General features: G+C 66.5%; 20 protein-coding genes. 16 read left to right on the forward strand and 4 right to left on the reverse strand.

Features of this window, described 5'->3' with window-relative positions:
* Positions 1-186: 186 nt before the first annotated feature.
* The 16 genes from hpnA (at position 187) to FMZ75_RS17125 (ending at position 16,770) form a co-directional block, all read left to right on the forward strand.
* On the forward strand, positions 187-1,302 hold the full coding sequence (hpnA, locus tag FMZ75_RS17050; RefSeq protein WP_370464741.1) for a hopanoid-associated sugar epimerase: 1,116 nt from the start codon (positions 187-189) through the stop codon (positions 1,300-1,302).
* A gap of 75 nt (positions 1,303-1,377) precedes the next feature.
* Positions 1,378-1,716, forward strand: coding sequence for a hypothetical protein (locus tag FMZ75_RS17055; RefSeq protein WP_166144498.1), 339 nt, complete (start codon positions 1,378-1,380; stop codon positions 1,714-1,716).
* Positions 1,713-2,993, forward strand: a complete 1,281-nt coding sequence (locus FMZ75_RS17060) for a glycosyltransferase (protein WP_166144501.1) — start codon at positions 1,713-1,715, stop codon at positions 2,991-2,993. The genes FMZ75_RS17055 and FMZ75_RS17060 overlap by 4 nt, the downstream gene beginning before the upstream one ends.
* 93 nt (positions 2,994-3,086) lie before the next feature.
* The gene (pyrH, locus tag FMZ75_RS17065) at positions 3,087-3,815 is read left to right on the forward strand and encodes a UMP kinase (protein ID WP_108917977.1); all 729 of its coding nucleotides are present in this window, start codon (positions 3,087-3,089) and stop codon (positions 3,813-3,815) included.
* Between the two features lie 134 nt (positions 3,816-3,949).
* The gene (gene frr, locus FMZ75_RS17070) at positions 3,950-4,510 is read left to right on the forward strand and encodes a ribosome recycling factor (protein ID WP_108917976.1); all 561 of its coding nucleotides are present in this window, start codon (positions 3,950-3,952) and stop codon (positions 4,508-4,510) included.
* Between the two features lie 65 nt (positions 4,511-4,575).
* Positions 4,576-5,355, forward strand: coding sequence for an isoprenyl transferase (locus FMZ75_RS17075; RefSeq protein ID WP_108917975.1), 780 nt, complete (start codon positions 4,576-4,578; stop codon positions 5,353-5,355).
* Positions 5,352-6,218: a CDP-archaeol synthase gene (locus FMZ75_RS17080; RefSeq protein ID WP_142862048.1), complete on the forward strand. Its 867-nt coding sequence runs from the start codon at positions 5,352-5,354 to the stop codon at positions 6,216-6,218. Before FMZ75_RS17075 ends, FMZ75_RS17080 begins: the two co-directional genes overlap by 4 nt.
* A gap of 6 nt (positions 6,219-6,224) precedes the next feature.
* Complete coding sequence (gene dxr / locus FMZ75_RS17085; protein ID WP_166144504.1) at positions 6,225-7,466, forward strand: 1-deoxy-D-xylulose-5-phosphate reductoisomerase; 1,242 nt, start codon at positions 6,225-6,227, stop codon at positions 7,464-7,466.
* Positions 7,467-7,542: 76 nt separating this feature from the next.
* A complete protein-coding gene (rseP, locus tag FMZ75_RS17090; RefSeq protein ID WP_185966429.1) occupies positions 7,543-8,685 on the forward strand; it encodes an RIP metalloprotease RseP in 1,143 nt (380 codons plus the stop codon).
* Between the two features lie 352 nt (positions 8,686-9,037).
* Positions 9,038-11,527, forward strand: coding sequence for an outer membrane protein assembly factor BamA (bamA, locus tag FMZ75_RS17095; protein ID WP_142862045.1), 2,490 nt, complete (start codon positions 9,038-9,040; stop codon positions 11,525-11,527).
* Between the two features lie 173 nt (positions 11,528-11,700).
* A complete protein-coding gene (gene lpxD, locus FMZ75_RS17100; protein ID WP_166144507.1) occupies positions 11,701-12,744 on the forward strand; it encodes a UDP-3-O-(3-hydroxymyristoyl)glucosamine N-acyltransferase in 1,044 nt (347 codons plus the stop codon).
* A gap of 75 nt (positions 12,745-12,819) precedes the next feature.
* A complete protein-coding gene (gene fabZ, locus FMZ75_RS17105; RefSeq protein ID WP_166144510.1) occupies positions 12,820-13,281 on the forward strand; it encodes a 3-hydroxyacyl-ACP dehydratase FabZ in 462 nt (153 codons plus the stop codon).
* 16 nt (positions 13,282-13,297) lie between these two features.
* Entirely contained in the window at positions 13,298-14,131 is an 834-nt protein-coding gene (gene lpxA / locus FMZ75_RS17110) for an acyl-ACP--UDP-N-acetylglucosamine O-acyltransferase (protein ID WP_142862043.1), read from the forward strand.
* Positions 14,132-14,204: 73 nt separating this feature from the next.
* The gene (gene lpxB / locus FMZ75_RS17115) at positions 14,205-15,287 is read left to right on the forward strand and encodes a lipid-A-disaccharide synthase (RefSeq protein WP_246659749.1); all 1,083 of its coding nucleotides are present in this window, start codon (positions 14,205-14,207) and stop codon (positions 15,285-15,287) included.
* Positions 15,288-15,413: 126 nt separating this feature from the next.
* Positions 15,414-16,121, forward strand: coding sequence for a hypothetical protein (locus tag FMZ75_RS17120; protein WP_166144513.1), 708 nt, complete (start codon positions 15,414-15,416; stop codon positions 16,119-16,121).
* Positions 16,114-16,770, forward strand: coding sequence for an iron-containing redox enzyme family protein (locus FMZ75_RS17125; protein WP_108917966.1), 657 nt, complete (start codon positions 16,114-16,116; stop codon positions 16,768-16,770). The genes FMZ75_RS17120 and FMZ75_RS17125 overlap by 8 nt, the downstream gene beginning before the upstream one ends.
* Positions 16,771-16,972: 202 nt before the next feature.
* Here FMZ75_RS17125 and FMZ75_RS17130 read toward each other — a convergent pair whose 3' ends face one another.
* The 4 genes from FMZ75_RS17130 to gltX all read right to left on the reverse strand — a co-directional run bounded on the left by FMZ75_RS17130 (position 16,973) and on the right by gltX (position 22,722).
* A complete protein-coding gene (locus tag FMZ75_RS17130) occupies positions 16,973-18,382 on the reverse strand; it encodes a PAN domain-containing protein (RefSeq protein WP_166144516.1) in 1,410 nt (469 codons plus the stop codon).
* Positions 18,383-18,874: 492 nt separating this feature from the next.
* The gene (locus FMZ75_RS17135; RefSeq protein WP_108917963.1) at positions 18,875-19,522 is read right to left on the reverse strand and encodes a hypothetical protein; all 648 of its coding nucleotides are present in this window, start codon (positions 19,520-19,522) and stop codon (positions 18,875-18,877) included.
* A gap of 144 nt (positions 19,523-19,666) precedes the next feature.
* Positions 19,667-20,953, reverse strand: a complete 1,287-nt coding sequence (gene gltA, locus FMZ75_RS17140; protein ID WP_108917962.1) for a citrate synthase — start codon at positions 20,951-20,953, stop codon at positions 19,667-19,669.
* 341 nt (positions 20,954-21,294) lie between these two features.
* Positions 21,295-22,722 (reverse strand): glutamate--tRNA ligase, encoded by a 1,428-nt coding sequence (gltX, locus tag FMZ75_RS17145; RefSeq protein WP_166144519.1) that lies wholly within the window; start codon positions 22,720-22,722, stop codon positions 21,295-21,297.
* Positions 22,723-22,844: the final 122 nt, after the last annotated feature.

The raw sequence follows: 22,844 nt of genomic DNA on the forward strand, positions 1-22,844 counted from the left end.
GTACACCGCCTGCCGGCGGCGCGCCGCCCGACGGCCGAGCCGGCCCCGGCCGAGCCCGCAGAGCCGCTCGAAAACGAGCTCCCCAGCGCCTCCGCCGGCTGACGGCGCGCGCATGTCGGCGGGCTCGGTTTTGGCGGCTCACGACCTTGGAGCTGCGGCGCTTGCTTTTGGAGGAGCGCGTCCCAGATGCTGCGGAGTGAGAACGGCGCTTCGGGCGCCGGCGCAGCGGAGTCGATCGACGCTTTGGCCATGACGAGCGACATGCGGGACATCGCCCTCGTCACAGGCGCGAGCGGTTTCATCGGAGGGGCGGTCGCCGCCCTGCTGCACGAAGAGGGGTTTCGCGTGCGCGCCTTCGTGCGGCCGACGAGCCCGCGCGCCAATCTCCGCCCCCAATACGAAGTTTTCGAAGGCGACGTGACCGATCGCGATAGTCTGCGCGCTGCGCTTCGCGGCGTTCGCTATCTCTTCCATGTCGCCGCCGACTACCGGCTGTGGGCGCCCGATCCGACTATCGTCATGCGCACCAATCTCGAGGGCACGCGCATCGTCATGGAGGAGGCGCTGCGCGCCGGCGTCGAGCGCATCGTCCATACGAGTAGCGTCGCGACGCTCGCGCCCGACGCTTCCGGCCTCTGCGACGAGACGCGGCGGCTCGCGGTCTGCGATCGGCTCGGCGCCTATAAGCGCAGCAAGCTCCTGTCCGAACGTCTGGTCGAGGAAATGGTCGAGCGCGACGCTCTGCCGGCCGTCATCGTCAATCCCTCCGCGCCGCTCGGGCCCGGCGACGTGCGCCCCACGCCGACCGGACGCATCGTGCTCGAGGCGATGCGCGGCAATATGCCGGCCTATGTCGACACCGGCCTCGCCGTCGTTCATGTCGCCGATGTCGCCGCCGGCCATCTCGCCGCGCTGCGCCTGGGGCGCATCGGCGAACGCTACATCCTCGGCGGCGAGAATGTCGAGCTCTCCGAGCTGCTCGCGGAGGTCGCGAAATTCAGCGGCGGCCGCCCGCCGCTGATGCGGCTGCCGCGCTGGCCGCTGCTGCCGGTCGCCCACGCCAATGAGGCGCTGGCGCGCCTCACCGGCCGCGAGCCTTTCCTCAATGTCGAGAGCCTGCGCCTCTCGGCGGTGACGATGTTCTTCGACGATTCCAAGGCGCGGCGCGAGCTCGGCTATCGTTCCCGACCCTACCGCCATGCGCTCGCCGATGCGGTCGAATGGTTCGGCGCGCGCGACCGCGCCAAGCGCGGGCCGCCGCAGGCCGCGCGCCGGGCCCCCGGCGACGCGCTCGGCGAATAGGCGCCTGCGCCCTTGCGCGCAGCCCCGCGACGGGGCAATTCTTCGCCCCGTGTCACTTTTCATCACGAGCGTCGGATGATCATCGATCGGCGACCGTCCGCGCGCGGAGCGGCGCGGCGCTTCTTGTCTTTCTCGCGCCTCGCCTTGTCGGCGGCGGCGCTTTTTCTTCCTGCGCCGGCGTTTCCGCAGGCCTCTCCCGGCTTCAATCTCTGCGTGCCGCCGGGATCGCCGCCCTGCGTCTTCATGCCTGGCCGGCCCGCCGACGCCTGTGGGCGCGAGGTGGAGGCCTATATCGCCTCTGTGTTCCATTATCGCGAATGTCTCACCAAGGAGAGTGAGCGCGTGATCCGCGAGTCGAACGATGTGATCGACCATTGGCGATGCCGCGAGCGGGGCGAGCGATGCCGCAAATGACGCGGCCTGTCGTCTATGACGTCACGCGCCTCGTGACGCGCGCGCTCAATCCGACGCCCAATGGCATCGATCGGGTCGATTTTATTCTGGCGCGGCATTTTCTCTCGGGCGCAGGCGGCGTCGCGCTCGCCGCCGCGGCGCTCGGGCCGCGCCTCGCCGCCGCCGAGGCCGGGCTGCGCTCGCTCACCGACATAGAGACCTATTGGAACGAGTTCATCGATTTCGGCGAGGACAAAATATACGAGCGCCTCGTCGCCGCGCTCGGCGCGGCGCCCGCGGGACGGACGGCGCCGCGGATCGCGAGACGCGATTGGGGCGTCGTTCCCGAGAATTGGCGCGCCATGCGCCGCTGGGCCCTGCGCCTCGGACGGCCGCCCTCGGAGGCGCCGCCGGGCGCCGTCTTTTTCAACGCGAGCCAGTTCCCCGTGCATAAGGAGTGGCATTTGCGCTGGCTGGAGTCGCGGCCGGACGTGAGGCCCGTCTTCTTCGTCGCCGATCTGCTGCCGCTGGACGCGCCCGAATTCTTCCGCCCGGCCGAGCGCGACAAGCATCGCCTCGTCATGGGCAATATCGTGCGGCGGGCGGCGGGGGTCGTCGTCGCCTCCGCCTCCGTCGCGCGTCGGGTCAGGGAATATGCGGAAGAGCAGGGCAGGAGGGATCTCTCCGTCTGCGTCGCCGGCCTTCCGGTCGCTCCCGCCTTCGAGCGAAAGGCGCTCGCCGATCCGCGGCTCGCCGATACGCCTTATTTCGTCCTCTGCAGCACGATCGAGCCGCGCAAGAACCATATGATGCTGCTCAATGTCTGGCGCGAGCTCGTCGAGCGCGAGGGCGCGCGCGCGCCCAAGCTGGTCCTCGTCGGCAAGCGCGGCTGGCACAATCAGAACGTGCTCGCGATGCTGGAGCGCTGTGCGGCGTTGCGCCCCCATGTGGTGGAAGCCTCGGGCCTGTCGACGCCGGCCATGCGGCGGCTGCTCGCCGGCGCCCGCGCCGCGCTCGCGCCCTCCTTCGCGGAAGGGTTCGGCCTTCCCATCGCCGAGGCCGCGACCAGCGGCGCGCCGATCATCGCCTCCGACTTAGAGACATTTCGCGAGATCGCCGCCAATTCGCTCGATTATGTCGATCCGCTCGACGGTCCCGGCTGGCGCGACGCCATCCTCGCCTATTGCGACGCCGATTCGCCGCGCCGCATCGCGGCCTTGCGTCGGCTCGAGGGTTTCCCGCGCCGCGACGCGGCCTCCTTTTTCAGAATCATCGACGAATTCCTCGGCGCTTTGTGAAGGCGGCTCCCTGCGTGGCGACGCGCCTTGCCGGGGCGGCGGCGGTTTCCTATTAAGGTCGGAGCAAGGCCGGCCAGCGAAAGAGAGGCGCAGATGACGGAGCCGTCGAACCCGCCGAAATGGAAGAGGGTCGTCGTCAAGCTCTCGGGCGAGGCGCTGATGGGCGACGCGCCGCATGGTCTTCATGCGCCGACATTGGAGCGCATCGCCGCCGATCTCGCCTCCGCCGCCGAATTCGGCGCGCAAATCGCCGTCGTCGTCGGCGGCGGCAATTTCTTTCGCGGCATTCAAGGCGCCGACAAAGGCATAGAGCGGGCGCGCGCCGATTCGATCGGAATGCTGGCGACGGTGATGAACGGGCTCGCGCTCGAGCAGGCGATCGAGGCGCAGGGGCGCCAGGCGCGAGCGCTCTCGGCCGTGCCCATGCCCTCGCTGTGCGAATCCTATTCGCGGCGAGCGGCGCTGCACCATCTCGCCAAAGGCCGCATCGTCATCGCCGCCGGCGGCACCGGCCTGCCTTTTTTCACCACCGACACGCCCGCCGTGGTGCGCGCCGCCGAGCTCTCGGCCGACGCCGTGCTGAAGGCGACTCAGGTCGATGGCGTCTATACCGCCGACCCCAAGCGCGATCCTTCCGCCCGGCGCTATGAGCGGCTCACCCATGACGAGGCCATCGCCAAGAGCCTCGCCGTGATGGATACGGCCGCCTTCGCTCTTGCTCGCGAGAACAAGATTCCCATAATCGTCTTCTCCATCGCGGAAGAGGGGGCGATCCGCGCCGTGCTGGAAGGACGAGGGCGGGCCACTCACGTCGTTCCCTGACGGGACGACCCCCTCGGATGCGGCCGGCGATTTCCGCCTCGGCGGATTCTGTTCTAAGAGAATGCTCCGACCTCGGAGCCGGCGCGGGCCCGCTCGTTCGAACCGACAGACTTCACGAATAGGCAAAGTTTCCTATGGCTCAGACTTTCGATCTGCCCGAACTGAAACGCCGTATGCAGGGCGCGCTGGCGACCCTCAAGCACGAGCTCGGCGGGCTTCGCACCGGACGCGCCTCGGCGAGCCTCTTGGAGCCGATCCATGTCGAGGCGTATGGCCAGGCGACGCCGCTCAACCAAGTGGCGACGATCAGCGTGCCGGAGTCGCGCATGTTGGCCGTGCAAGTGTGGGACAAGGCGCTCGTCGGCGCGGTCGACAAGGCGATACGCGATTCCAATCTCGGCCTTTCGCCGACGGTGGAGGGGCAGGTGCTGCGCATTCGCACGCCCGAGCTCAACGAGCAGCGCCGCAAGGAGCTGGTCAAGGTCGCGCATAAATATGCCGAGGACGCGCGCGTTTCCGTGCGTCATGTGCGGCGCGACGGCATCGACATATTGAAAAAGCTGCTGAAGGATCACGCCCTGCCCGAGGACGACTCCAAGCGTCACGAGGCCGAGGTGCAGAAGGCGACCGACGAATCGGTGCGCGAGATCGATGCGATGCTCGCGCAAAAAGAAAAAGAGATCATGCAGGTTTGATTTGTCTTTTCATTGTCGCGACGAGCCGTTTTTGCGGCTCGAGCTTTGAGGGTGGCGCAGAAGAAATGGGAGACGGTGGCATATTGGAGTTGGGGGCGCCGGTTCTGGCGCCGAGAGCGGCGCCGCGTCATGTCGCCTTGATCATGGACGGCAATGGCCGCTGGGCGGCGGCGCGCGGCCTGCCGCGATTCGAGGGCCATCGGCGCGGAGTCGACGCTCTGCGCAAGACGGTGCGGGCCGCGATCGAATTCGGGGTCGATTATCTGACCGTCTATTCCTTTTCTGTGGAGAACTGGTCGCGGCCGCCCGAGGAGGTGCAGAGCCTGCTCGCGCTGCTGCATCGCTTCATCCGCAATGACCTCGCCGAGCTGCAGGCCAACAACGTCCGCGTGCGGGTCATCGGCTCGCGTGAGGATCTCGCCGCCGAAATCGCCGGTCTTCTGCTAGAGGCCGAGCAGTCGACCGCCGCCAACACCGGCCTCACTCTGGTCGTCGCCTTCAATTACGGCGCGCGGCAGGAGATAGCGGCCGCGGCGCGCGCGCTCGCCGAGGAGGCCGTCGCCGGCCGCCTGCGCCCGCAGGACATAGACGCCGAGGCCATCGCCCGGCGCCTCGATACGGCCGACATGCCCGATCCCGACCTCATCATCCGCACCAGCGGCGAGCAGCGCCTGTCCAATTTCATGCTGTGGCAGGCCGCCTATGCGGAATTGCTGTTCGTGCCGGTCCATTGGCCGGACTTCAGCCGAGCCGATTTCGAGGCGGCGATCGACGAATATGCGCAGCGCGATCGACGCTTCGGCGGATTGGCGACCGCCGATCGCAGAGCGAAGACCGCTTCATGAGAGAGCCGTCGAGGTCGCCCCGCGCCGGAGCCGGCGACAGGGGCGCGCGTTTCGCCGATCTCGGGCCGCGCATCGGCTCGGCGGCGGCGCTCATCGCGACCGCGCTGGTCGCGCTCTATGTCGGCGGCGACGCCTTCGCATTATTCTGGCTGCTCGCCGGCTTCGCCGTCTCCTGGGAATGGCAGAGCATCGTCGGCGGCGAAATGGCGCTCGCGCGATTTGCTCTCGGCGGCGCTTCGCTCGCGGCTGCGACGGCTTTCGCCGCCCATGGCGGCGGTCCGGCGGCTTTGGCCTCTCTCGCGGCCTTCTCGGCCATTCTCGCGATTCTGGCGGGGCCGGGACGCCGTCTCTGGGCCCCGGCCGGCCTGCTCTACGCCGGCTCGCTGATCGTCTCCACCAATGTGCTGCGCCATTCGCCCGACTATGGCGCGATCTCCATCGCCTGGCTGTTCGCCGTCGTTTGGGGAACCGATGTGATGGCCTATTTCGGCGGAAGGCTGATCGGCGGCGCCAAGCTGTGGCCGCGCGTCTCGCCCGGCAAGACCTGGTCGGGAACATTGGTCGGCGTTGCCAGCGGAGCGCTTCTCGGCCTTTGCGTCGTCTATCTCAGCCGCTGGAGCGCGGCGGCGACCTTGCCGCTGTTTTTCGTCGGCCTCGTCGCGGCGGCGCTGGCGCAGGCCGGCGATCTCTTCGAATCCTGGATCAAGCGCCGTTTCGGCGTCAAGGATTCGAGCCGGCTCATCCCCGGTCACGGCGGCGTGATGGATCGCGTCGACGGCTTCATCTTCGCCAGCGCCTTCGCGGCCATGCTCGGCGGATTGCGCGGCCAGGAGTCCCTGGCCGCCGGAATTTTCATCTGGTAGGCGACTATGACGACTGGGGCGGGATCGGAACAATTCACTCGGCCGCGCGGCCGCGCGCCCAAGCGCATCGTGCTGCTCGGCGCGACCGGTTCGATCGGGCGCTCGACGGTCGATCTGCTCATGCGCGATCCGGAGAGTTATTCCGTCGTGGCGATCGCCGGCGGGCGCGACCATGCCGCTCTGGCGCGGACGGCGCTGGCGGTGAAGGCCGAATTCGTCGCCATCCGCGACGAGGACGGCTATGCGGCGCTGAAGGAGGCGCTGTCCGGGACCAATATCCAGGTCGCGGCCGGGCGCGAGGCCGTGATCGAGGCGGCGACGCGCGAGGCCGATCTCGTTGTCTCGGCCATTGTCGGCGCCGCCGGCGTCGAGCCGACCCACGCCGCTCTCTCGCTCGGACGCGCGGTCGCCCTCGCCAATAAGGAATGCCTCGTCTGCGCCGGCGCGCCCTTCATGCGCATGGCGCATGACAAAAACGCGCGCCTGCTGCCGATCGACAGCGAGCATAACGCCATTTTCCAGGCGCTCGGCGGCGAGGATGTCTCGCGAATCGAGAAAATGACCATCACCGCCTCGGGCGGTCCGTTCCGCAGCTGGAGCAAGGAGGCGATCGCCGCCGCCACTGTGGAGCAGGCGCTCAACCATCCCAATTGGGCGATGGGGCCGAAGAACACGATCGATTCGGCCACTTTGATGAACAAAGGCCTCGAGCTCATCGAGGCGCATCATATTTTCGGCGTGCCGGCGGAAAAGCTCGACGTGATCGTGCATCCCCAATCCATCGTGCATGGCCTCGTGAGTTTCGCCGACGGCTCGGTGACGGCCGGGCTCGCCCGGCCGGACATGCGCGTGCCGATCGCCCATTGCCTCGCCTATCCCGAGCGAATCGAGACGCCGGCGCCGCGGCTCGATCTCGTCGCCCTCGGCGCGCTGACTTTCGAAAAGCCCGACCTCGAGCGTTTTCCGGCGCTCGGCCTGGCGCTCGATGCGATGCGGGCGGGTGGCGGCCTCCCCACAGTGCTCAATGCGGCCAATGAGATAGCGGTGGAGGCCTTCCTTTCCGGCCGCATCGGCTTTTCCGGAATCGCCGCTCATGTCGCCGATGCGCTGGAGGCCGCGCTCCAGGACGGCACGGCGCGTGAGCCGGCGACTGTTGAGGACGCCCTCGCCATTGACCATATTGTGAGAGAAAGATCGCGCGGCGCCTTGGCGGTGAACCAGGCTTCGGGCATGTTAACGCTTCAGTAACCAAGAGGGCGCCGCCAGAAAGGCGGACTCTCGGGTCGTAGCGTTCGCCGGGAGTATCGCTTTGCTGGACTTGCTCATGACGATCCTCATCTATGTCGTCCCCTTCGTCTTCGTGCTGACGATGGTGGTCTTCTTCCACGAGCTCGGCCATTTCCTCGTCGGCCGCTGGTGCGGGGTCAAGATCGATGCTTTCTCGATCGGCTTCGGGCCGGAGCTCTGGGCCTTTCATGACCGTTACGGCACGCGCTGGCGAGTGGCGGCGATCCCGCTCGGCGGCTATGTGAAATTCCACGGCGACGCCAATGGCGCCAGCGTGCCCGATCCCGAGCGCATCGAAGCCATGCCGGAGGAGGAGCGCAAGGTCACTTTCTTCGGCCAAACGGTGTGGAAGCGCGCAGCGATCGTGGTGGCGGGGCCGCTCGCCAATTTCGTGCTGGCGATCGTCATTTTCACCGTTCTCTACGCTTCTCTCGGCCGCAATGTGCTGCTGCCCAAAGTGGCCGCCGTGCAGGCCGGCGGCGCGGCCGAGCAGGCCGGCTTTCAGAAGGGCGATCTGGTCCTCACCATAGACGGCGAGCCGATCGACAGCTTCGGCAAGATGCAGGAGATCGTCTCCTCCGCCACCGGCAAGCCGCTGAGCATCGTCGTTCGCCGCGCCGAGCAGAATGTGACGCTGCAGGCGACCCCGCAATTGCGCGAGATCGAGACCGCGCTCGGCAAGACCAAGATCGGCATGATCGGCCTGCAGGCCAGCAATGATCCGGCCGATCAGCGCGAGGAGCGCTACGGCCTCGGCCAATCCTTCGTTCTCGCCGTCACAGAGACCTGGACGATCATCGAGCGGACCGGCTCCTATCTCGGCGGCCTCGTCGTCGGCCGCGAGGCGACCGACCAATTGTCCGGCCCTATCGGCATCGCGCAGGTCTCGGGCCAAATGGCCAAGGCGATCGACAAAGTGGGCGTCGGCCCGCTCTTCAATCTCATCGCTATTCTGTCGATCTCGATCGGCCTGCTCAATCTCGCGCCGGTGCCGCTGCTCGACGGCGGACATCTCTTGTTCTACGCGATCGAGGCAGTGCGCGGCCGCGCGCTGGCGGAACGTACGCAAGAATACGCGTTCCGAGTCGGGCTCGCCATGGTGTGCACGCTGATGGTGTTCTCCACCTATAACGACATCGCCAGGTTGCTGCGTCGCGTCACCGGAGCGGGAATCGATTGAGCGTTTCCACGTCTCGTTTGTTTCTGCCCACGGAAATTGCGGGCGAATTCGACGATACGAGCGGTTATGACCGCTTTTCGCCATCATTCTGGGGAGGATCGTCACCCGGGGACTCGCGGTCTGCGCCGCGGGTTCCTCACGTTAACGCGACGCTGACTATAAATCGTGGCTTCGCGGCAACGGGTCGGGCAAAACGGGGAAACTCGCGGCGTTCGGCATTTGCAGTAAACGGTAAACCTTGTAGAAGGTGAACATCGGATCGGACGGCGTGCGGTGGCGTGCGTGCGTCGTCCCAGTTCGTGAGCCGCGCCGCTTCGGCGGGCGACGGTGCGACGAGGACTTAGGATTGACAATGCGGTCCATCGAGGCTTTTCGGAATCGTTCCTATCTCTTGGCGGCCGTGGTGTCGGCGGTCCTCGGTTTCTCTCTTCCCTCTCTCGCGCAGGATATCGTCGTCGTCGGCAACGCCCGCGGCGATTCCGACGTGATCCGCTCCTATTTCTCCGGCACGAGTCCGGAGGAGATCGAAAAGGGGCTGGAGGCGCTGCGCAACAGCGGGCGCTTCTCCAATGTGAGCGCCACCCATGAGAAGGGACGCGTGGTCATCCACGTCGCGGAGACCAATCTCATCAATCGCGTCGTCTTCGAAGGCAACAGCAAGGTCAAGACGGAGACGCTGACCTCGGAAGTGCGCACGCGCGCGCATGGCTCCTTCAATCAGACGGTCGTGCAGCAGGACATCGCCCGCCTGCTCGAAATCTATAAGCGCTCCGGCCGCGCCGGCGCCAAGATCACCTATCGCACGGTGCAACTGCCCAATGGGCGCATCGATGTCGTCTTCACCGTGGAGGAGGGCGACAAGACCGGCGTCAAGGAGATCAAATTCGTCGGCAACACGGTCTTCTCGACCGGCCGTCTCGTCGATCTGATGGAAACGACGGAGATGAACTTCCTGTCGTTCATCAAGACGAGCGACGTCTATGATCCCGACCGCATCGCCTCCGATCTCGAATTGGTGCGGCGCTTCTATCTGAAGAACGGCTACGCCGACTTCCATGTCGTCAGCTCCGACGCCGTGTTCGATCCGGCCCAGGGCGGCTATGTCATCACGGTCGTGGTGGAGGAGGGGCCGCAATATCGCGTCTCCAATGTCGATGTCGAATCGCATCTGCCCGATATCGATCCGGCCTCTCTGCAACCCTATCTGCGTCTTTCGCCCGGCGACGTCTATAATGGCGACGCTGTGGAGAAGACGGTCGAATCGCTGACCCGCGAGATCGCCAAGAAGGGCTACGCCTTCTCGCAGGCGCGCCCGCGCGGCGAGCGCAATCCCGCCGCTCAGACGGTGGCGATCCGCTTCGTGGTCGACGAGGGTCCGCGCGTCTATATCGAGCGCATCAATATTCGCGGCAACACGCGCACGCGCGATTACGTCATTCGTCGCGAGTTCGAGATCGGCGAGGGCGACGCCTATAATCGCGTGCTGATCGATCGCGCCGAACGCCGCCTCAACGGCCTCGGCTTCTTCAAGAAGGTCCGCGTCACCAACGAGCCGGGCTCGGCGGCCGATCGCGTCGTCGTCAATGTGGACGTCGAGGATCAGGCGACCGGCAATTTCGGCGTGTCGGGCGGCTATTCGACGACGGAAGGCTTCATCGGCGAAGTCTCCGTGTCGGAGAGCAACTTCCTCGGCCGCGGCCAGGCGACGCGCCTCTCGGTGCAGGCCGGCCAGCGCGCCCGCGGCATATCTTTCAGCTTCACCGAGCCCTACTTCCTCGATCAGCGCTTCTCGGCGGGCTTCGATCTCTTCGCGAAGAAGTCGGACGCTTATAACTACTCCTACTATTCGACCACCTCGATCGGCGGCACGCTGCGCTTCGGCATTCCGATCACCGAGGAGATCAGCCTCGCGCCGCGCTACTCGCTCTACACCACGACGATCTCCATCCCCAACGACAGCAACCGGCCCTACAACGACTGTCAGTCGCCGCTGCCGGGATATACGCCGGGATATGGTTATATCTACGCGCCGACGCAGGCCGATCTCAACGTCCTCTACAATTGCCAATCCAATGGCGAGGCCTCGCTGGCCATCAAGGAATCGGTGGGAACGCGTCTGACCTCGCTCGTCGGCTACACGCTGTCCTATAATTCGCTGGATAACTTCCGTAATCCGAAGAACGGCATCCATGCGCAGGCGTCGCAGGACATCGCCGGCCTCGGTGGGGACAGCCGCTATGTGCGCACGACCGGCGACCTGCGTTATTTCCACGAGATTCCCTTCGTGGACGATGTGGTCGGCATCGCCCGCGTGCAGGGCGGCAATATGTTCGCGCTCGGCGACTATAAGATGCGGGTGATGGACAATTTCAATCTCGGCCCGACTCTGGTGCGCGGCTTCGCGCCGGGCGGCCTCGGCCCGCGCGATATTTCCAACTGGACCAGCTCGCGCGGCAACTCGCTCGGCGGCAGCAATTATATCGGCGGCTCGCTCGAAGTGCAGTTCCCGATCTGGGGCCTGCCGAAGGACATCGGCCTGCGCGGCGCGCTGTTCGCCGACGCCGGCACGCTGTGGGGATACAAAGGCCAGACCAACTTCAGCGATTCATTGTATGGCGTCGCCAACCTGCCCTGCGTCTATCCCTATACGGCTCCTACCTATGGCCAGGGCACTTGCATCGTCGTCTCGGGCGACAAGGCGCAGATCCGCTCCTCGGTCGGCGCCTCGGCGCTGTGGCAATCGCCGCTCGGGCCGATCCGCTTCGACTATGCGGTGGTGTTGTCCAAGGCCTATGGCGACGTGACGCAGCGCTTCCGCTTCTCCGGCGGCACCAATTTCTAAAGGCGTCGCGCTGGCGCGCCTTCGACACAGCGACTAGAATTTGCGATCCCCGAGCGGCGAGGCCGCTCGGGGATCGTTTTCTTGAGAGAGCGCCGAACCGCCTCCGGGCCGGCCGACGTTCTCTTCGGTTTTCGTCCCGGCTGCGAGCCGGGCGCGACGGGGAGGAGCGCGGCATGGGCGCCGCTGGGTTTTTCCGCCTCGACCGGCCGCTGACGCCGGCCGAGGTCGCCGAGATCGCCGGCGCTCGCATCGACGAGAGCCGAGCCGGCGCGGCCGAGATCATCATCGGCGTCGCGCCGCTCGATCTGGCGCGGCCGGGCGAACTGGCCTTCTACGACCGCAGACGCTATGCGGCGGCGCTGCGTCTGTGCCGAGCGACGGCCTGCCTGCTGCGCGCGCGCGATCTCGACTCGCTGCCGAGCGGGGTCATCCCGCTGGTGACGACGGAGCCGCACAAGGCCATGGCGAGAGTCATGGCGCGGCTCTTTCCCGATTCGCTGCGGCCGCAGTCGCTGTTCTCGGCGAGCGGCGTCTCGCCCGGCGCGATCGTCCACCCGACAGCGCGGCTGGAGCCGGGCGTCTCGGTCGATCCCGGCGCCGTCATCGGTCCCCGCGCGGAGATCGGCGCCGGCAGTGTGATCGGCCCGCAAGCGGTGATCGGCCCGGATGTCCGCATCGGGCGCGACTGCTCGATCGGCGCCAATGTCAGCGTCGTCTGCGCGCTCATCGGCGATCGCGTCATTCTTCATCCCGGCGCGCGTCTCGGCCAGGACGGCTTCGGTTTCGCGCTTTCGCCGCGCGGCCATGTGAAGGCGCCGCAGATCGGCCGCGTCATCGTTCAGGACGATGTCGAGATCGGCGCCAATACGACCATCGACCGCGGCGCGACGCGCGACACGATCATCGGGGAGGGGACCAAGATCGACAATCTGGTCCAGATCGGCCACAACGTCGTCATCGGGCGCCGCTGCGTCATCGTCGCGCAATCCGGCCTCGCCGGCTCCTGCGAGCTGGGCGATTTCGTCGTCCTCGGCGGCCAATCGGCGATCGGCGGCCATATCGCCATCGGCGAGGGCGCGCAGATCGCCGCCAAATCCGGCGTGACCCGCGACGTGCCGGCCGGCGCGCGCTGGAGCGGCGCGCCGGCGCGTCCCGTGCGTCGCCATTTGCGGGGCGAGCTGCTGCTCGACCGCCTGGCGCGTCGCGAGACGAAATGAAACCGGCGCAGGACGTCGGAAGGGAATGAGACGGGCCGGACGAAGAGACGACCGGACGCCGCAGCGGAGGAAAAAATGAACGAAGAAACGACGGCCGAGGCGCCGGAATCCCTGGGCATCCATCAGATTTTGGAGCTGCTGCCGCATCGTTACCCGCTTCTCCTCATCGACCGTGTCGTCGATATTCGCGGCGACGAGAGCGGCGTCGGAATCAAGAACGTCACCTTCAACGAGCCGCAGTTTCAGGGCCATTTCCCGGAGAATCCCGTGTTTCCCGGGGTGCTGCTGGTGGAGGCCATGGCGCAGACGGCGGGCGTCATCGCCGCGCGGATGCAACCCAAGGGTTCGCAGCGCAAGGTCTTCTTCACCACCATCGACAAGGCGAAATTCCGCCGCCCGGTTATTCCCGGCGACCGCGTCGAATTCCATGTCGCCAAAAAGGCCCGCAAGCGCGACATTTATTGGTACGCCTGCCGGGCGCTGGTCGATGGCGCGCTGGTCTGCGAGGCCGAGCTGAGCGTGATGATCGGCGCCTGAGCGCTGGGGCGGGTCCATGACCTCGAGCGCGCGCATTCATCCCTCCGCCGTCGTCCATCCCTCTGCTGTCCTCGAGGCGGGCGCGCGTCTCGGCGAGGGCGTCGTCATCGGGCCGTTCTGCCATATCGGCGGCGAGGTCGAGCTCGGCGATCGCGCCCATCTCGTCTCCCATGTCGTTTTGACGGGGCGCACGCGCATCGGCGCGGACGCCGAGATTCATCCTTTCGCCGCGCTCGGCGCCGCGGCGCAGGATTTGAAATCGCGCGGGGAGGCGGGGACGCTCGTGATCGGCCGCGGCTGCCTCGTCCGCGAGGGCGTCACCATAAACGCGGGAACGCCGGCTGGCGGCGGAGAGACGCGCGTCGGCGACGATTGCGCCTTTCTCGCTTATTCTCATGTCGGTCATGATTGCCGGATCGGCGACGGCGTCACGCTCTCCAACACAGTGCTGCTCGGCGGCCATGTCCGGATCGGCGATCACGCCGCGATCGGCGGCGCGACCGTGGTGCATCAGCGCGTGCGCATCGGCGCGCAGGCCTTCGTCGCCGGCCTCTCCGGGCTCGAGGGCGATCTCGTTCCCTTCGGCCTCGCCGGCGGCAATCGCGCGCATTTGTTCGGGCTCAATCTCGTCGGCCTGCGCCGGCGCGGCTTTTCCGACGCGCGCCTCGCCCTTTTGCGCGAGGCCTTCCGCCGCCTGTTCCCACAGGGGGCGGGCGCCGAGACGCTGGCCGCGCGCATCGAGACCGTCGCACGGGATTTCTCCGGCGCCGAGGATGTGGAGGCGCTGATCGCTTTTCTGCGCGCCGAGCGGGAGCGGCCGCTCTGCGCGCCGCGCCCGGCGCGGGGCTAGGGCGGTGGAAGCGCCGCCGCATGTGTTTCTCATCGCCGGGGAAGCCTCCGGCGATCTCCTGGGCGCGCTGCTGATGCGCGCGCTGCGCGCCCTGCGGCCGGACATGCGCTTTTCGGGCGTCGGCGGCGAGGCGATGGCGCGCGAAGGGCTCGCGAGCCTGTTCCCGCTCGCCGATATCGCCGTAATGGGTCTGCTGTCGCCGTTGCGCCGTCTGCCGCAGCTGCTCGAGCGGATCGATCGCGCCTCCCGCGCGGCGCTCGCGGCAGAGCCCGATTGCCTCGTGCTCATCGACGCGCCGGATTTCACGCATCGCGTCGCACGGCGGGTGCGGCGCGCTCGGCCGGCGCTGCCCATCCTCGATTATGTGAGCCCGACCGTCTGGGCCTGGCGGCCGGGCCGCGCGCGGGCGATGCGCGCCTATGTCGACGAGGTGCTCGCTCTGCTGCCCTTCGAGCCGGCGGCGCATCGGCGGCTCGGCGGTCCCGCCTGCGTCTATGTCGGCCATCCGCTGCTCGACTGTCTCGAGACGCTCACGCCTTCCCCCGCCGAATTGGCGATGCGGGAGGCGGAGCCGCCGCTGCTTCTCGCGCTGCCCGGCTCGCGCCGCGCCGAGGTCGCCCGGCTCATGCCGGTTTTCGGCGAGACGATGGACATGCTCGCGAAAACATGTGGGCCATTCGATGTCGCTCTGCCGGTCGTGCCGCATGTCGCGGAGGAGATCGAACGCGGTCTCACATCATGGCGACTGCGGCCGCATCTTCTGTCGCAGGATCAAAAATTCCCGGCTTTTCGCCGCGCGCGCGCCGCTCTGGTCGCCTCCGGCGCCGCGACTCTGGAGCTGGCGCTCGCCGATGTTCCCATGGCCGTCGCCTATAAGGTCGCGCCGATCGAATGGCCTTTGCGCATTCTGGTGAGCGTCGACAGCATCGTATTGCCCAATCTCGTGCTCGGCGAGCGGCTCGTCCCGGAATTCCTGCAAGGGCGGGCGACGCCGACGGCGCTCGCCGCGGCTCTCGAGCCGCTCATTCGCGACGGCGTCGAGCGTGGCGCACAGCGGCGAGGCCTCGCCAAAGTGCGCGAGCATGTTCTCGCCGCCGGCGACAGCCCCAGCGCACGCGCCGCCGAACGCATATTGACTCATATCACAAAGCCGTAGCGATCGCCGTCCTCTCCTCGACGCCTCCGCACATTTGATTGTTATTTGTATTGTATACAACCAAAAGTTGTATTTAAATGCGTGGCCAGGTTCAGCGCCGGGTCTTCGTGATTTGGAGTATGAAACATGCCTCGAAACGAGGTGAGCGCGTTCGGCGTATTGAAGTCGCTCAGAGTCGTTTCTCTGCCCGGCTCCGACCCGTTGCCGGAGCAATTGCGCGATTACAACAGCGCCTACGCCACATGGCGGACGGTGTGGCTCGAGACTTTTCGGGAATTGGAGGGGGCCGAGCGGCTCTACTCGGACGAGTTTTGCCGGCAGAACGAAATTCTCTGCATTTTCCGTGAGCGGGAGTGCCTCGCCATGGGGCTCATGCGCTGGACGAATCTCGAGCTCCAGAGCGCGCGCGACGATTCTCAGCTCGGCGCTTGGCCCGTCGACGCTCTCGAAAATGTGGCGTCGCACGGGAGCCGCATCATTATCGCCAGCCGCCTCACCCTCCATCCCTCGGCCCGTGGCGGCGCGCTGGGTCTGCCGATGATGGACGTCATCATCGGGCTCATGATTCGTCGAATGCTGGAGTCGGGCGCACATGCGATGCTGGGCGCGCCGCGGACGGATCGCGGCGTGCATCGCGCGTGCTACCGATTGGGCGGGACGCCTCTGGTCCCCGGCATCATCCGCCACAATGCGCCGATCGATCTCATCGCTTTCTTTCCGCAAAAAGTGACCGAAGGCGAGGAGCCTGTCGCCGGCGCCGTTCGATATCTGTGGGACTTCAAGCGACACACAGACCAAAATTCGGAATTGCACAAAGGAGCGAGACATGCGTGACGAGCTTCATCGTCTCATCGACCGATTGATGGACGACGCCTCGGCTTTTCCCTGGGAAGCGCCGCAGGCCTATGCCGATTTCCTGGCCCAGACCTTTTATTTCACGAGTCACTCGACGCGGCTTCTGGCGCTGGCGGCGAGTCGTTGTCCGGCCGAAAGCGCTGTCCTTCACCGCGGCTTCATCCAGCATCTCGGTGAGGAGGACTCCCATGAGCTGTTGGCGCTCGAGGATTTGCGCGGCCTCGGCGCGGAGGTGGAGACATATCCCGAACGGGCGGTCACGAGGGCTCTGTACGAGACGCAATATTTCAAGATCGAGCATTTGGGCTCGACCGCCTTCTACGGCTATGTCATCGTCCTGGAAGGGCTCGCGGCGATCGGCGGACCGGAGCTGTATCGCCGCGTCGTTCGAGCGCATGGCGACGGTTGCGCGCGTTTTCTCCGCGTTCACACGCTCGCGGATATCGACCATCTGGCGACAGATTTCGAGCGGATCGAGACTCTGGACGAAGGCCAGAAAGCCGATATCGGGATCAATATGATCCAATCCGCCGAATTCTATGGGCTGATGCTACGGCAGATCGCGCGCGATCATGGCGGAGCCTTCCCCCTGGCGACGGAACTCTGCGGCGCGGCGGCGCCGGCCTGACGGAGGCGGCGGCTTCGACGCGCCGCAAAAAAGGGAGGTCGCGCTTCCGGACGCGCGGCCTCCCTCGAAACACAAAAATCATCGCAGAACGCTACCCGAATAGCTCGGCTCAGGCCCTCCGCGCATCCCCCATATGTGGGAGAGGCCGCGTGAAAAAAAGATGATGGGCGAGAGGATTGCGTCGTTTCGATCGCCGATCCCGTCAATCCTGGCGCTTGCCTCCGCTGTCGGCCAGCTCGTTGGAGAAATATTCTCCGGTCTTCTCGAACAAATGACAGGCGCTCTCGTCGAGACGGAAAGTGAAGGCGATGCAGGCGTCCTCGGCGCGGCAGGCGGTCTCGCAGGCGTCGGGCCCTTCGAGCGACGTCGTCTTATAGCCCGCGCCCGGAAACGCCTTGGAGGGATAGCGCTCCATGGAGAGCGCGCCGGCGGGAGCGCGCGGGATGCGCAAATCATCGCGCAATCCGCTGGTCATGCGCGGATTGAGCGCAAAAGCGCCCGCCGTCGCCTTCAAGCGGCAAATGCGATTCCAACGGTCGAAGGAATAGGCCTGGCAATTGTCGCGGCTCCGACAAGCGGCGACGCAGGCGGGCTGATCGAGCTTGCGCAGCGTGACGAACGTCGGCCCGACGATGTCGCGATTTTCGAAACCACGAAATGTTGCAGGCTTTTGCAGACCGATGACGGCGGGAGGCAGCCGCTCGGGCTCCTCCTCCGGCGCGAGAGCCGCGACGTCCGGCGCGGCAGGCTCCGCGGGCGGGGTTCGGGGCAAAGCGGCGGCCGGTTCCTTCGGCGCAAGCTCGGACGGCGCTTGCGCCACGGGCGCCGGGCTGCTCGGCTCCAGCGCGTCGATCCTTTCGCGGGCGAGCTGCGGGTCGGCGGCGACCGCGCGCGCGATCACATAGGCCCTGTCCTCGCGGAGCAGCGCCGTCAGCGCCTCCTCGCGCGCCCGATCGGCTGCGAGACCGCCGAGCGCCGCGCGGCCGCGCGCTTCCAGCTCGCTCAGGGAGGCGTCGAAACCTGTGAGCGCCGCGCGCAGCGCGGGCGGCGTCGCCGCCGATTGCCGCGCCCATTGCGCCGCTCCGAGTAGGGCGACGAAAAGGCCGAGAGCCATGGCGAGAAGGACGCGGCCGAGGCGGCGCGGCGCCGCGGGCGCGGCGGCGATGGCGGCGGCCGTCTCCGCCGCCCTTTGCGCGGCGCGGCGCTGAGCTTCGGCGAGCCGCTCCTCCAATTGCTGAATATGTCGTGCGCCTTCGTCGAGGCGCTGCTCCAGCTCCTGCGATCGCGCGTCGGCTTCCGGGCTCGCGCTCGGCGGCTCCAGCCGCCGAGCGCCGCGCTCCAGCCAGATTTCGAACAATGTGGAGAGGTTCGGCTTGGGCGAGGAAATCCCGCGCCGCTCGCGATCGAGCCAGGCGTCGAAATCGCGCGCGAAAGCGGCGAGCACATTTTCGATCGTCGTCTGCTCGCGCGCTGCGCGCTGCTCGTAATGACGGCGCGCGTCGCGCAGCATGGCCGCGCATTCTTCGCGATAGAGCGCCTCGACCTCGTCCCATGAACGTCGCGCATCGGGGCGGCTCGCCTCGTTCCGCGCCAAATCGTTCACAGCCCCCATCGTCGTCTCCCGAATCGTCTCGTCGGCCGATGCGCGATCGCCCGATCGCGTTCGGTTTCTAATACGAATTTGCGTCGCGCGTCCAAATCATGCGCCGTCGTCGCGGCGGCGACAATGGAGTTCACAGGCGCCGCCGCGGGGCGTGGGGGATTTGGCCGCTCGCGGGGCGGAGGCGTTTGGCTCATGGCGAATGATCCGATCGTCGCGAATCGCGCGCGCGGCGCCGTTCGCGATTCGCTGGGGCTGAAATCGATGATTGAAACGCGATGAAAAAACGCGCGCAGGGTGAAAAAGAGCGACTGTTCGAATCGTGAGGCGAACGGCGCCATTGGCGGCGAGGAACATGTCTTTTTCGAGTCGCGCCGGCTCGCGCCGGCTCGCGCCGAATCAGCGCCGAGCCGGCGCTCCGACGCGCGAGCCTCGAGATTCGCGGAAGAGAGGCGGGGGGAGCGAGCCTTCGGGCTCGCTCTCGATATTTCGCGATTTGGACCGTCAGACGCGCAGCACCGAACGGCCGGCGCGTATCGCCGCGACGATGCGCATGACGATTTCCGGGCCGGCGCCGCGGAACTGCGCGTCGAATTCCTCCGCCGCCTCCGGCGTCAACAGATCGAGATATGACTTCGCCGGGCGCAGCTTCTCGCTCATCGTCGGATCGACATAGCCGAGCGCGAAGGAGCGCGCCGGCGCGCGGCCGGCGACGACGGTCGCATGATCGTCGGTGACGAGATGGCTGGCGTGGAGCGAGCCTCCGATCTCGCAGCGGCCCGCGGTCGAGCTATTGAAGACGGGGCCTTCCGCGCGCAGGTCGCCGCGCACGACCACCTCGGCGCCGCCGAGCGTGACGGTGCGCGCTCTGAGATTGCCGCGCGCCAGCACGAAGGCCGCGGCGCCGTCGAAGGAATTGTCCATGAGATCGCCTTCGATCGTCATGTCGCCATCGACGACGAGGCCCGCGATCTTGTCGCACCACATCCACTGATAGAGCTCTATGTCGCCGACATAGACGAAGTCGCCGGAACAATAGGCGATGCGGAAAGAGGAGAGGTCGAAGAGACCGAGGCTTATCTCGCGATCGAAGCGTAGCTTCTGGCGCGCCTCCTCGAAAGAGAGCAATTCATAGGACCCCGTCTCGATCATTTTCGCCTCCCCGTTTGGTGAGGAGACAATGGCGGGAGCGGAGCCGGAAATCTGTGCGCTCGCGCACAGGGTCTTTCGGCCATCGCATCTTCGACGCGAAGGCCGCGGAGAAAAGGATCGGCGCTCGGACGTCAGCGCCAAAGATCAGCGCTTGGACATCGGCAGATAGTCGCGCTGCTTCTCGCCCGTGTAGAGCTGACGCGGACGGCCGATCTTGGAGCCCGGATCCTCGATCATCTCCTTCCATTGCGCGATCCAGCCGACCGTACGCGCCACCGCGAAGAGCACGGTGAACATGGTGGTCGGCAGGCCCATCGCCTTCAGCGTGATGCCGGAATAGAAGTCGATGTTGGGATAGAGCTTCTTCTCGATGAAATATTCGTCGTGCAGAGCGATGCGCTCCAGCTCGATCGCCACGTCGAGGAGATCGTCCTTCACGCCGAGCTCGGCCAGCACCTCGCGCGTCGTGCGCTGCATGATCTTCGCGCGCGGATCGTAGTTCTTGTAGACGCGATGGCCGAAGCCCATCAGGCGGAACGGGTCGTTCTTGTCCTTCGCCTTGGCGATATAGATCGGAATGCGGTCCGGCGTGCCGATCTCGGCGAGCATTTTCAGCACCGCCTCATTGGCGCCGCCATGCGCCGGGCCCCACAGCGAGGCGATGCCCGCCGCGACGCAGGCGAAAGGATTGGCGCCCGAGGAGCCGGCGAGACGCACGGTGGAGGTGGAGGCGTTCTGCTCGTGATCGGCGTGCAGCATGAAGAAGCGGTCGAGCGCCCGCGACATCACCGGATTGACCTTATATTCCTCGCAAGGAACGGCGAAGCACATGCGCAGGAAGTTCGACGTGTAGTCGAGATCGTTCTTCGGATAGACGAAGGGCTGGCCGATCGAATATTTGTAGGCCATGGCCGCCAGTGTCGGGATCTTGGCGATCATGCGCGTCGAGGCGACCATGCGCTCGACCGGATCGGCGATATTCGTCGAGTCGTGATAGAAGGCCGAGAGCGCGCCGACCGACGCGACCATCACCGCCATCGGATGCGCGTCGCGGCGGAAGCCCTGGAAGAAGCGCGCCATCTGCTCATGCACCATGGTGTGGCGCGTGATGCGATAGTCGAAATCGGCCTTTTGCGTCGCCGTCGGCAATTCGCCGTAGAGCAGCAGATAGCAGGTCTCGAGAAAATCGCCGTGCTCGGCGAGCTGGTCGATCGGATAGCCGCGATAGAGCAGCACGCCCTCGTCGCCGTCGATATAGGTGATCTTCGACTCGCAGCTCGCCGTGGAGGTGAAGCCCGGGTCATAGGTGAACATGCCCGTATCGCCGTAGAGCTTGCGAATATCGGCGACGCTGGGGCCGATCGTTCCTTCCATGATCGGAAGGCTCACGGTTTTTTCGCCGGTGTGAAAGGACGCTTCTTTTTTCGTCATGGCCCCACCTTCTCGCGTTATCCGTGTAATTTGCGGCTTTCGGCGAAACACCGCAGCATATTCTGCGCCATGCCCGGGCCGCGCTTCCCCGCGGATCGGACCGACGAGCGAGCTTCGTTCGAATCTGCGGCGCGCTTTGCGCCCGCGCGACCGCCGGGTCCCGTCGAACGAATGTCAAACGCTTTAAATTCAAAACCCTCCTGCTATAGCCGGCGGAATTGCGTCGGTCGCTGCGCCGCGAGGACCGGGCGCGTGGCGGGCGAGACGCCGCGGCGCGGCGCATAGGGTCGTGCGGAGGCGTCTTGTGCGTTGCACAAACTATAGCATCCCCCGCAGGCGGTTCAAGCGCGTTGCGCCGCCTGATCGCGCAGGCGGGCGAGGCTCTCCTCCTCGCCGAGGATCGCCAGCACGTCGAAAATGCCGGGCGAGGTGGTGCGTCCGGTGAGCGCGGCGCGCAAAGGCTGCGCGAGATCGCCGAGCTTCACGCCCTGCGCAGCCGCCGTCTCGCGCACGATATTCTCGGTCGCAGCGGCGCTCCATTCTTCGAGCGTGGCGAGCTTTTCCGTCAGCACGGAAAGATGCGCCCGCGCCGCCGGCGACAGCAGCGCGGCGGCCTTGGCGTCGAGCGTCAGCGGCCGCTCGGCGAAGAGAAACGCCGCGCCGTCGATCAGCTCGTTGAGCGTCTTGGCGCGCGCCTTGAGGCCGGGCATGGCCGCGGCGAGCTGCGCCTTGCGCGTCTCGTCCAGCTTGGCGGCGAGCGCCGCGCCGCCCTCGAGATAGGGCAGGGTCGCGATCAGCTCCGCGAGCAGCTCCGCATCCTCGCTGCTGCGCAGATAATGGCCGTTCATATTCTCGAGCTTCACGAAATCGAAGCGCGCCGGCGAGCGATGAATGCTCTCGAGATCGAAAGCCTCGATCATCTCCTGCGTCGAGAAGAATTCGCGGTCGCCCTGGCTCCAGCCGAGACGCAAGAGATAATTGCGCAGCGCCGCCGGCAGATAGCCCATCGCCCGATAGGCGTCCACGCCGAGCGCGCCATGGCGCTTCGACAGCTTCGCCCCGTCCGGCCCGTGAATGAGCGGAATATGGGCGAGCCTCGGCGCCTCCCATCCCAGCGCGTCGTAAATGTGCTTTTGCCGCGCGGCGTTGGTGAGGTGATCGTCGCCGCGGATGATCTGCGTGACGCCCATATCGTGATCGTCGACGACGACGGCGAGCATATAGGTCGGCGCGCCATCCGAGCGCAGCAGCACGAAATCGTCGATATCCTTGTTCGGGAAGACGACGCGGCCTTGCACGGCGTCCTCGATCGCGGTCTCGCCCTCTTGCGGAGTCTTGAGCCGAATGACCGGCGCGACGCCCGCCGGCGCCTCGCTGGCGTCGCGATCACGCCAGCGCCCGTCATAGCGCGGCGGGCGGCCCTCGGCGCGCGCGGTCTCGCGCATCTCCTCCAGTTCCTGCGCGCTGGCGTAGCAGCGATAGGCCTTGCCTTTGGCGAGCAGCTCCTCGGCGATCTCGCGATGGCGCGGCGCGCGCGCGAATTGGTAGGTGACGTCTCCGTCCCAATCGAGGCCGAGCCAGCGCATTCCATCGAGAATGGCGTCTATGGCGCCCTGGGTGGAGCGCTCGCGATCTGTGTCTTCTATGCGCAGCAGAAAGCGCCCGCCGTGACGCTTGGCGTAGAGCCAATTGAACAGCGCCGTGCGCGCGCCGCCGATATGGAGGAAGCCGGTGGGAGAGGGGGCGAAGCGCGTGACGACTTGAGACATGAGCGCGGCTGGTGATTCCTGAGAATTTCGAGTGGAGGCCCGTCTAGCACGCTGCGGGCCAGGGGGGAACTGCGCGGGGCGGGGCGCGCTCGCCTCGGCGCGGGCCGCCTCGTGACCGATCC

Origin of the sequence: Methylosinus sp. RM1 (genome assembly GCF_011378635.1) — a bacterium.
GTDB classification, from domain to species: domain Bacteria; phylum Pseudomonadota; class Alphaproteobacteria; order Rhizobiales; family Beijerinckiaceae; genus Methylosinus; species Methylosinus sporium.

Bases quoted from the DNA above. Each gene is read 5' to 3' on its own strand.
- FMZ75_RS17080 (WP_142862048.1), top strand. From the start codon at position 5,352: ATGAGAGAGCCGTCGAGGTCGCCCCGCGCCGGAGCCGGCGACAGGGGC.
- bamA (WP_142862045.1), top strand. From the start codon at position 9,038: ATGCGGTCCATCGAGGCTTTTCGGAATCGTTCCTATCTCTTGGCGGCC.
- FMZ75_RS17060 (WP_166144501.1), top strand. From the start codon at position 1,713: ATGACGCGGCCTGTCGTCTATGACGTCACGCGCCTCGTGACGCGCGCG.
- hpnA (WP_370464741.1), top strand. From the start codon at position 187: ATGCTGCGGAGTGAGAACGGCGCTTCGGGCGCCGGCGCAGCGGAGTCG.
- lpxD (WP_166144507.1), top strand. From the start codon at position 11,701: ATGGGCGCCGCTGGGTTTTTCCGCCTCGACCGGCCGCTGACGCCGGCC.
- lpxB (WP_246659749.1), top strand. From the start codon at position 14,205: ATGCGCGCGCTGCGCGCCCTGCGGCCGGACATGCGCTTTTCGGGCGTC.
- fabZ (WP_166144510.1), top strand. From the start codon at position 12,820: ATGAACGAAGAAACGACGGCCGAGGCGCCGGAATCCCTGGGCATCCAT.
- gltA (WP_108917962.1), bottom strand. From the start codon at position 20,953: ATGACGAAAAAAGAAGCGTCCTTTCACACCGGCGAAAAAACCGTGAGC.
- gltX (WP_166144519.1), bottom strand. From the start codon at position 22,722: ATGTCTCAAGTCGTCACGCGCTTCGCCCCCTCTCCCACCGGCTTCCTC.
- lpxA (WP_142862043.1), top strand. From the start codon at position 13,298: ATGACCTCGAGCGCGCGCATTCATCCCTCCGCCGTCGTCCATCCCTCT.
- FMZ75_RS17125 (WP_108917966.1), top strand. From the start codon at position 16,114: ATGCGTGACGAGCTTCATCGTCTCATCGACCGATTGATGGACGACGCC.
- rseP (WP_185966429.1), top strand. From the start codon at position 7,543: ATGACGATCCTCATCTATGTCGTCCCCTTCGTCTTCGTGCTGACGATG.
- frr (WP_108917976.1), top strand. From the start codon at position 3,950: ATGGCTCAGACTTTCGATCTGCCCGAACTGAAACGCCGTATGCAGGGC.
- FMZ75_RS17055 (WP_166144498.1), top strand. From the start codon at position 1,378: ATGATCATCGATCGGCGACCGTCCGCGCGCGGAGCGGCGCGGCGCTTC.
- FMZ75_RS17075 (WP_108917975.1), top strand. From the start codon at position 4,576: ATGGGAGACGGTGGCATATTGGAGTTGGGGGCGCCGGTTCTGGCGCCG.
- pyrH (WP_108917977.1), top strand. From the start codon at position 3,087: ATGACGGAGCCGTCGAACCCGCCGAAATGGAAGAGGGTCGTCGTCAAG.
- FMZ75_RS17120 (WP_166144513.1), top strand. From the start codon at position 15,414: ATGCCTCGAAACGAGGTGAGCGCGTTCGGCGTATTGAAGTCGCTCAGA.
- FMZ75_RS17135 (WP_108917963.1), bottom strand. From the start codon at position 19,522: ATGATCGAGACGGGGTCCTATGAATTGCTCTCTTTCGAGGAGGCGCGC.
- FMZ75_RS17130 (WP_166144516.1), bottom strand. From the start codon at position 18,382: ATGGGGGCTGTGAACGATTTGGCGCGGAACGAGGCGAGCCGCCCCGAT.
- dxr (WP_166144504.1), top strand. From the start codon at position 6,225: ATGACGACTGGGGCGGGATCGGAACAATTCACTCGGCCGCGCGGCCGC.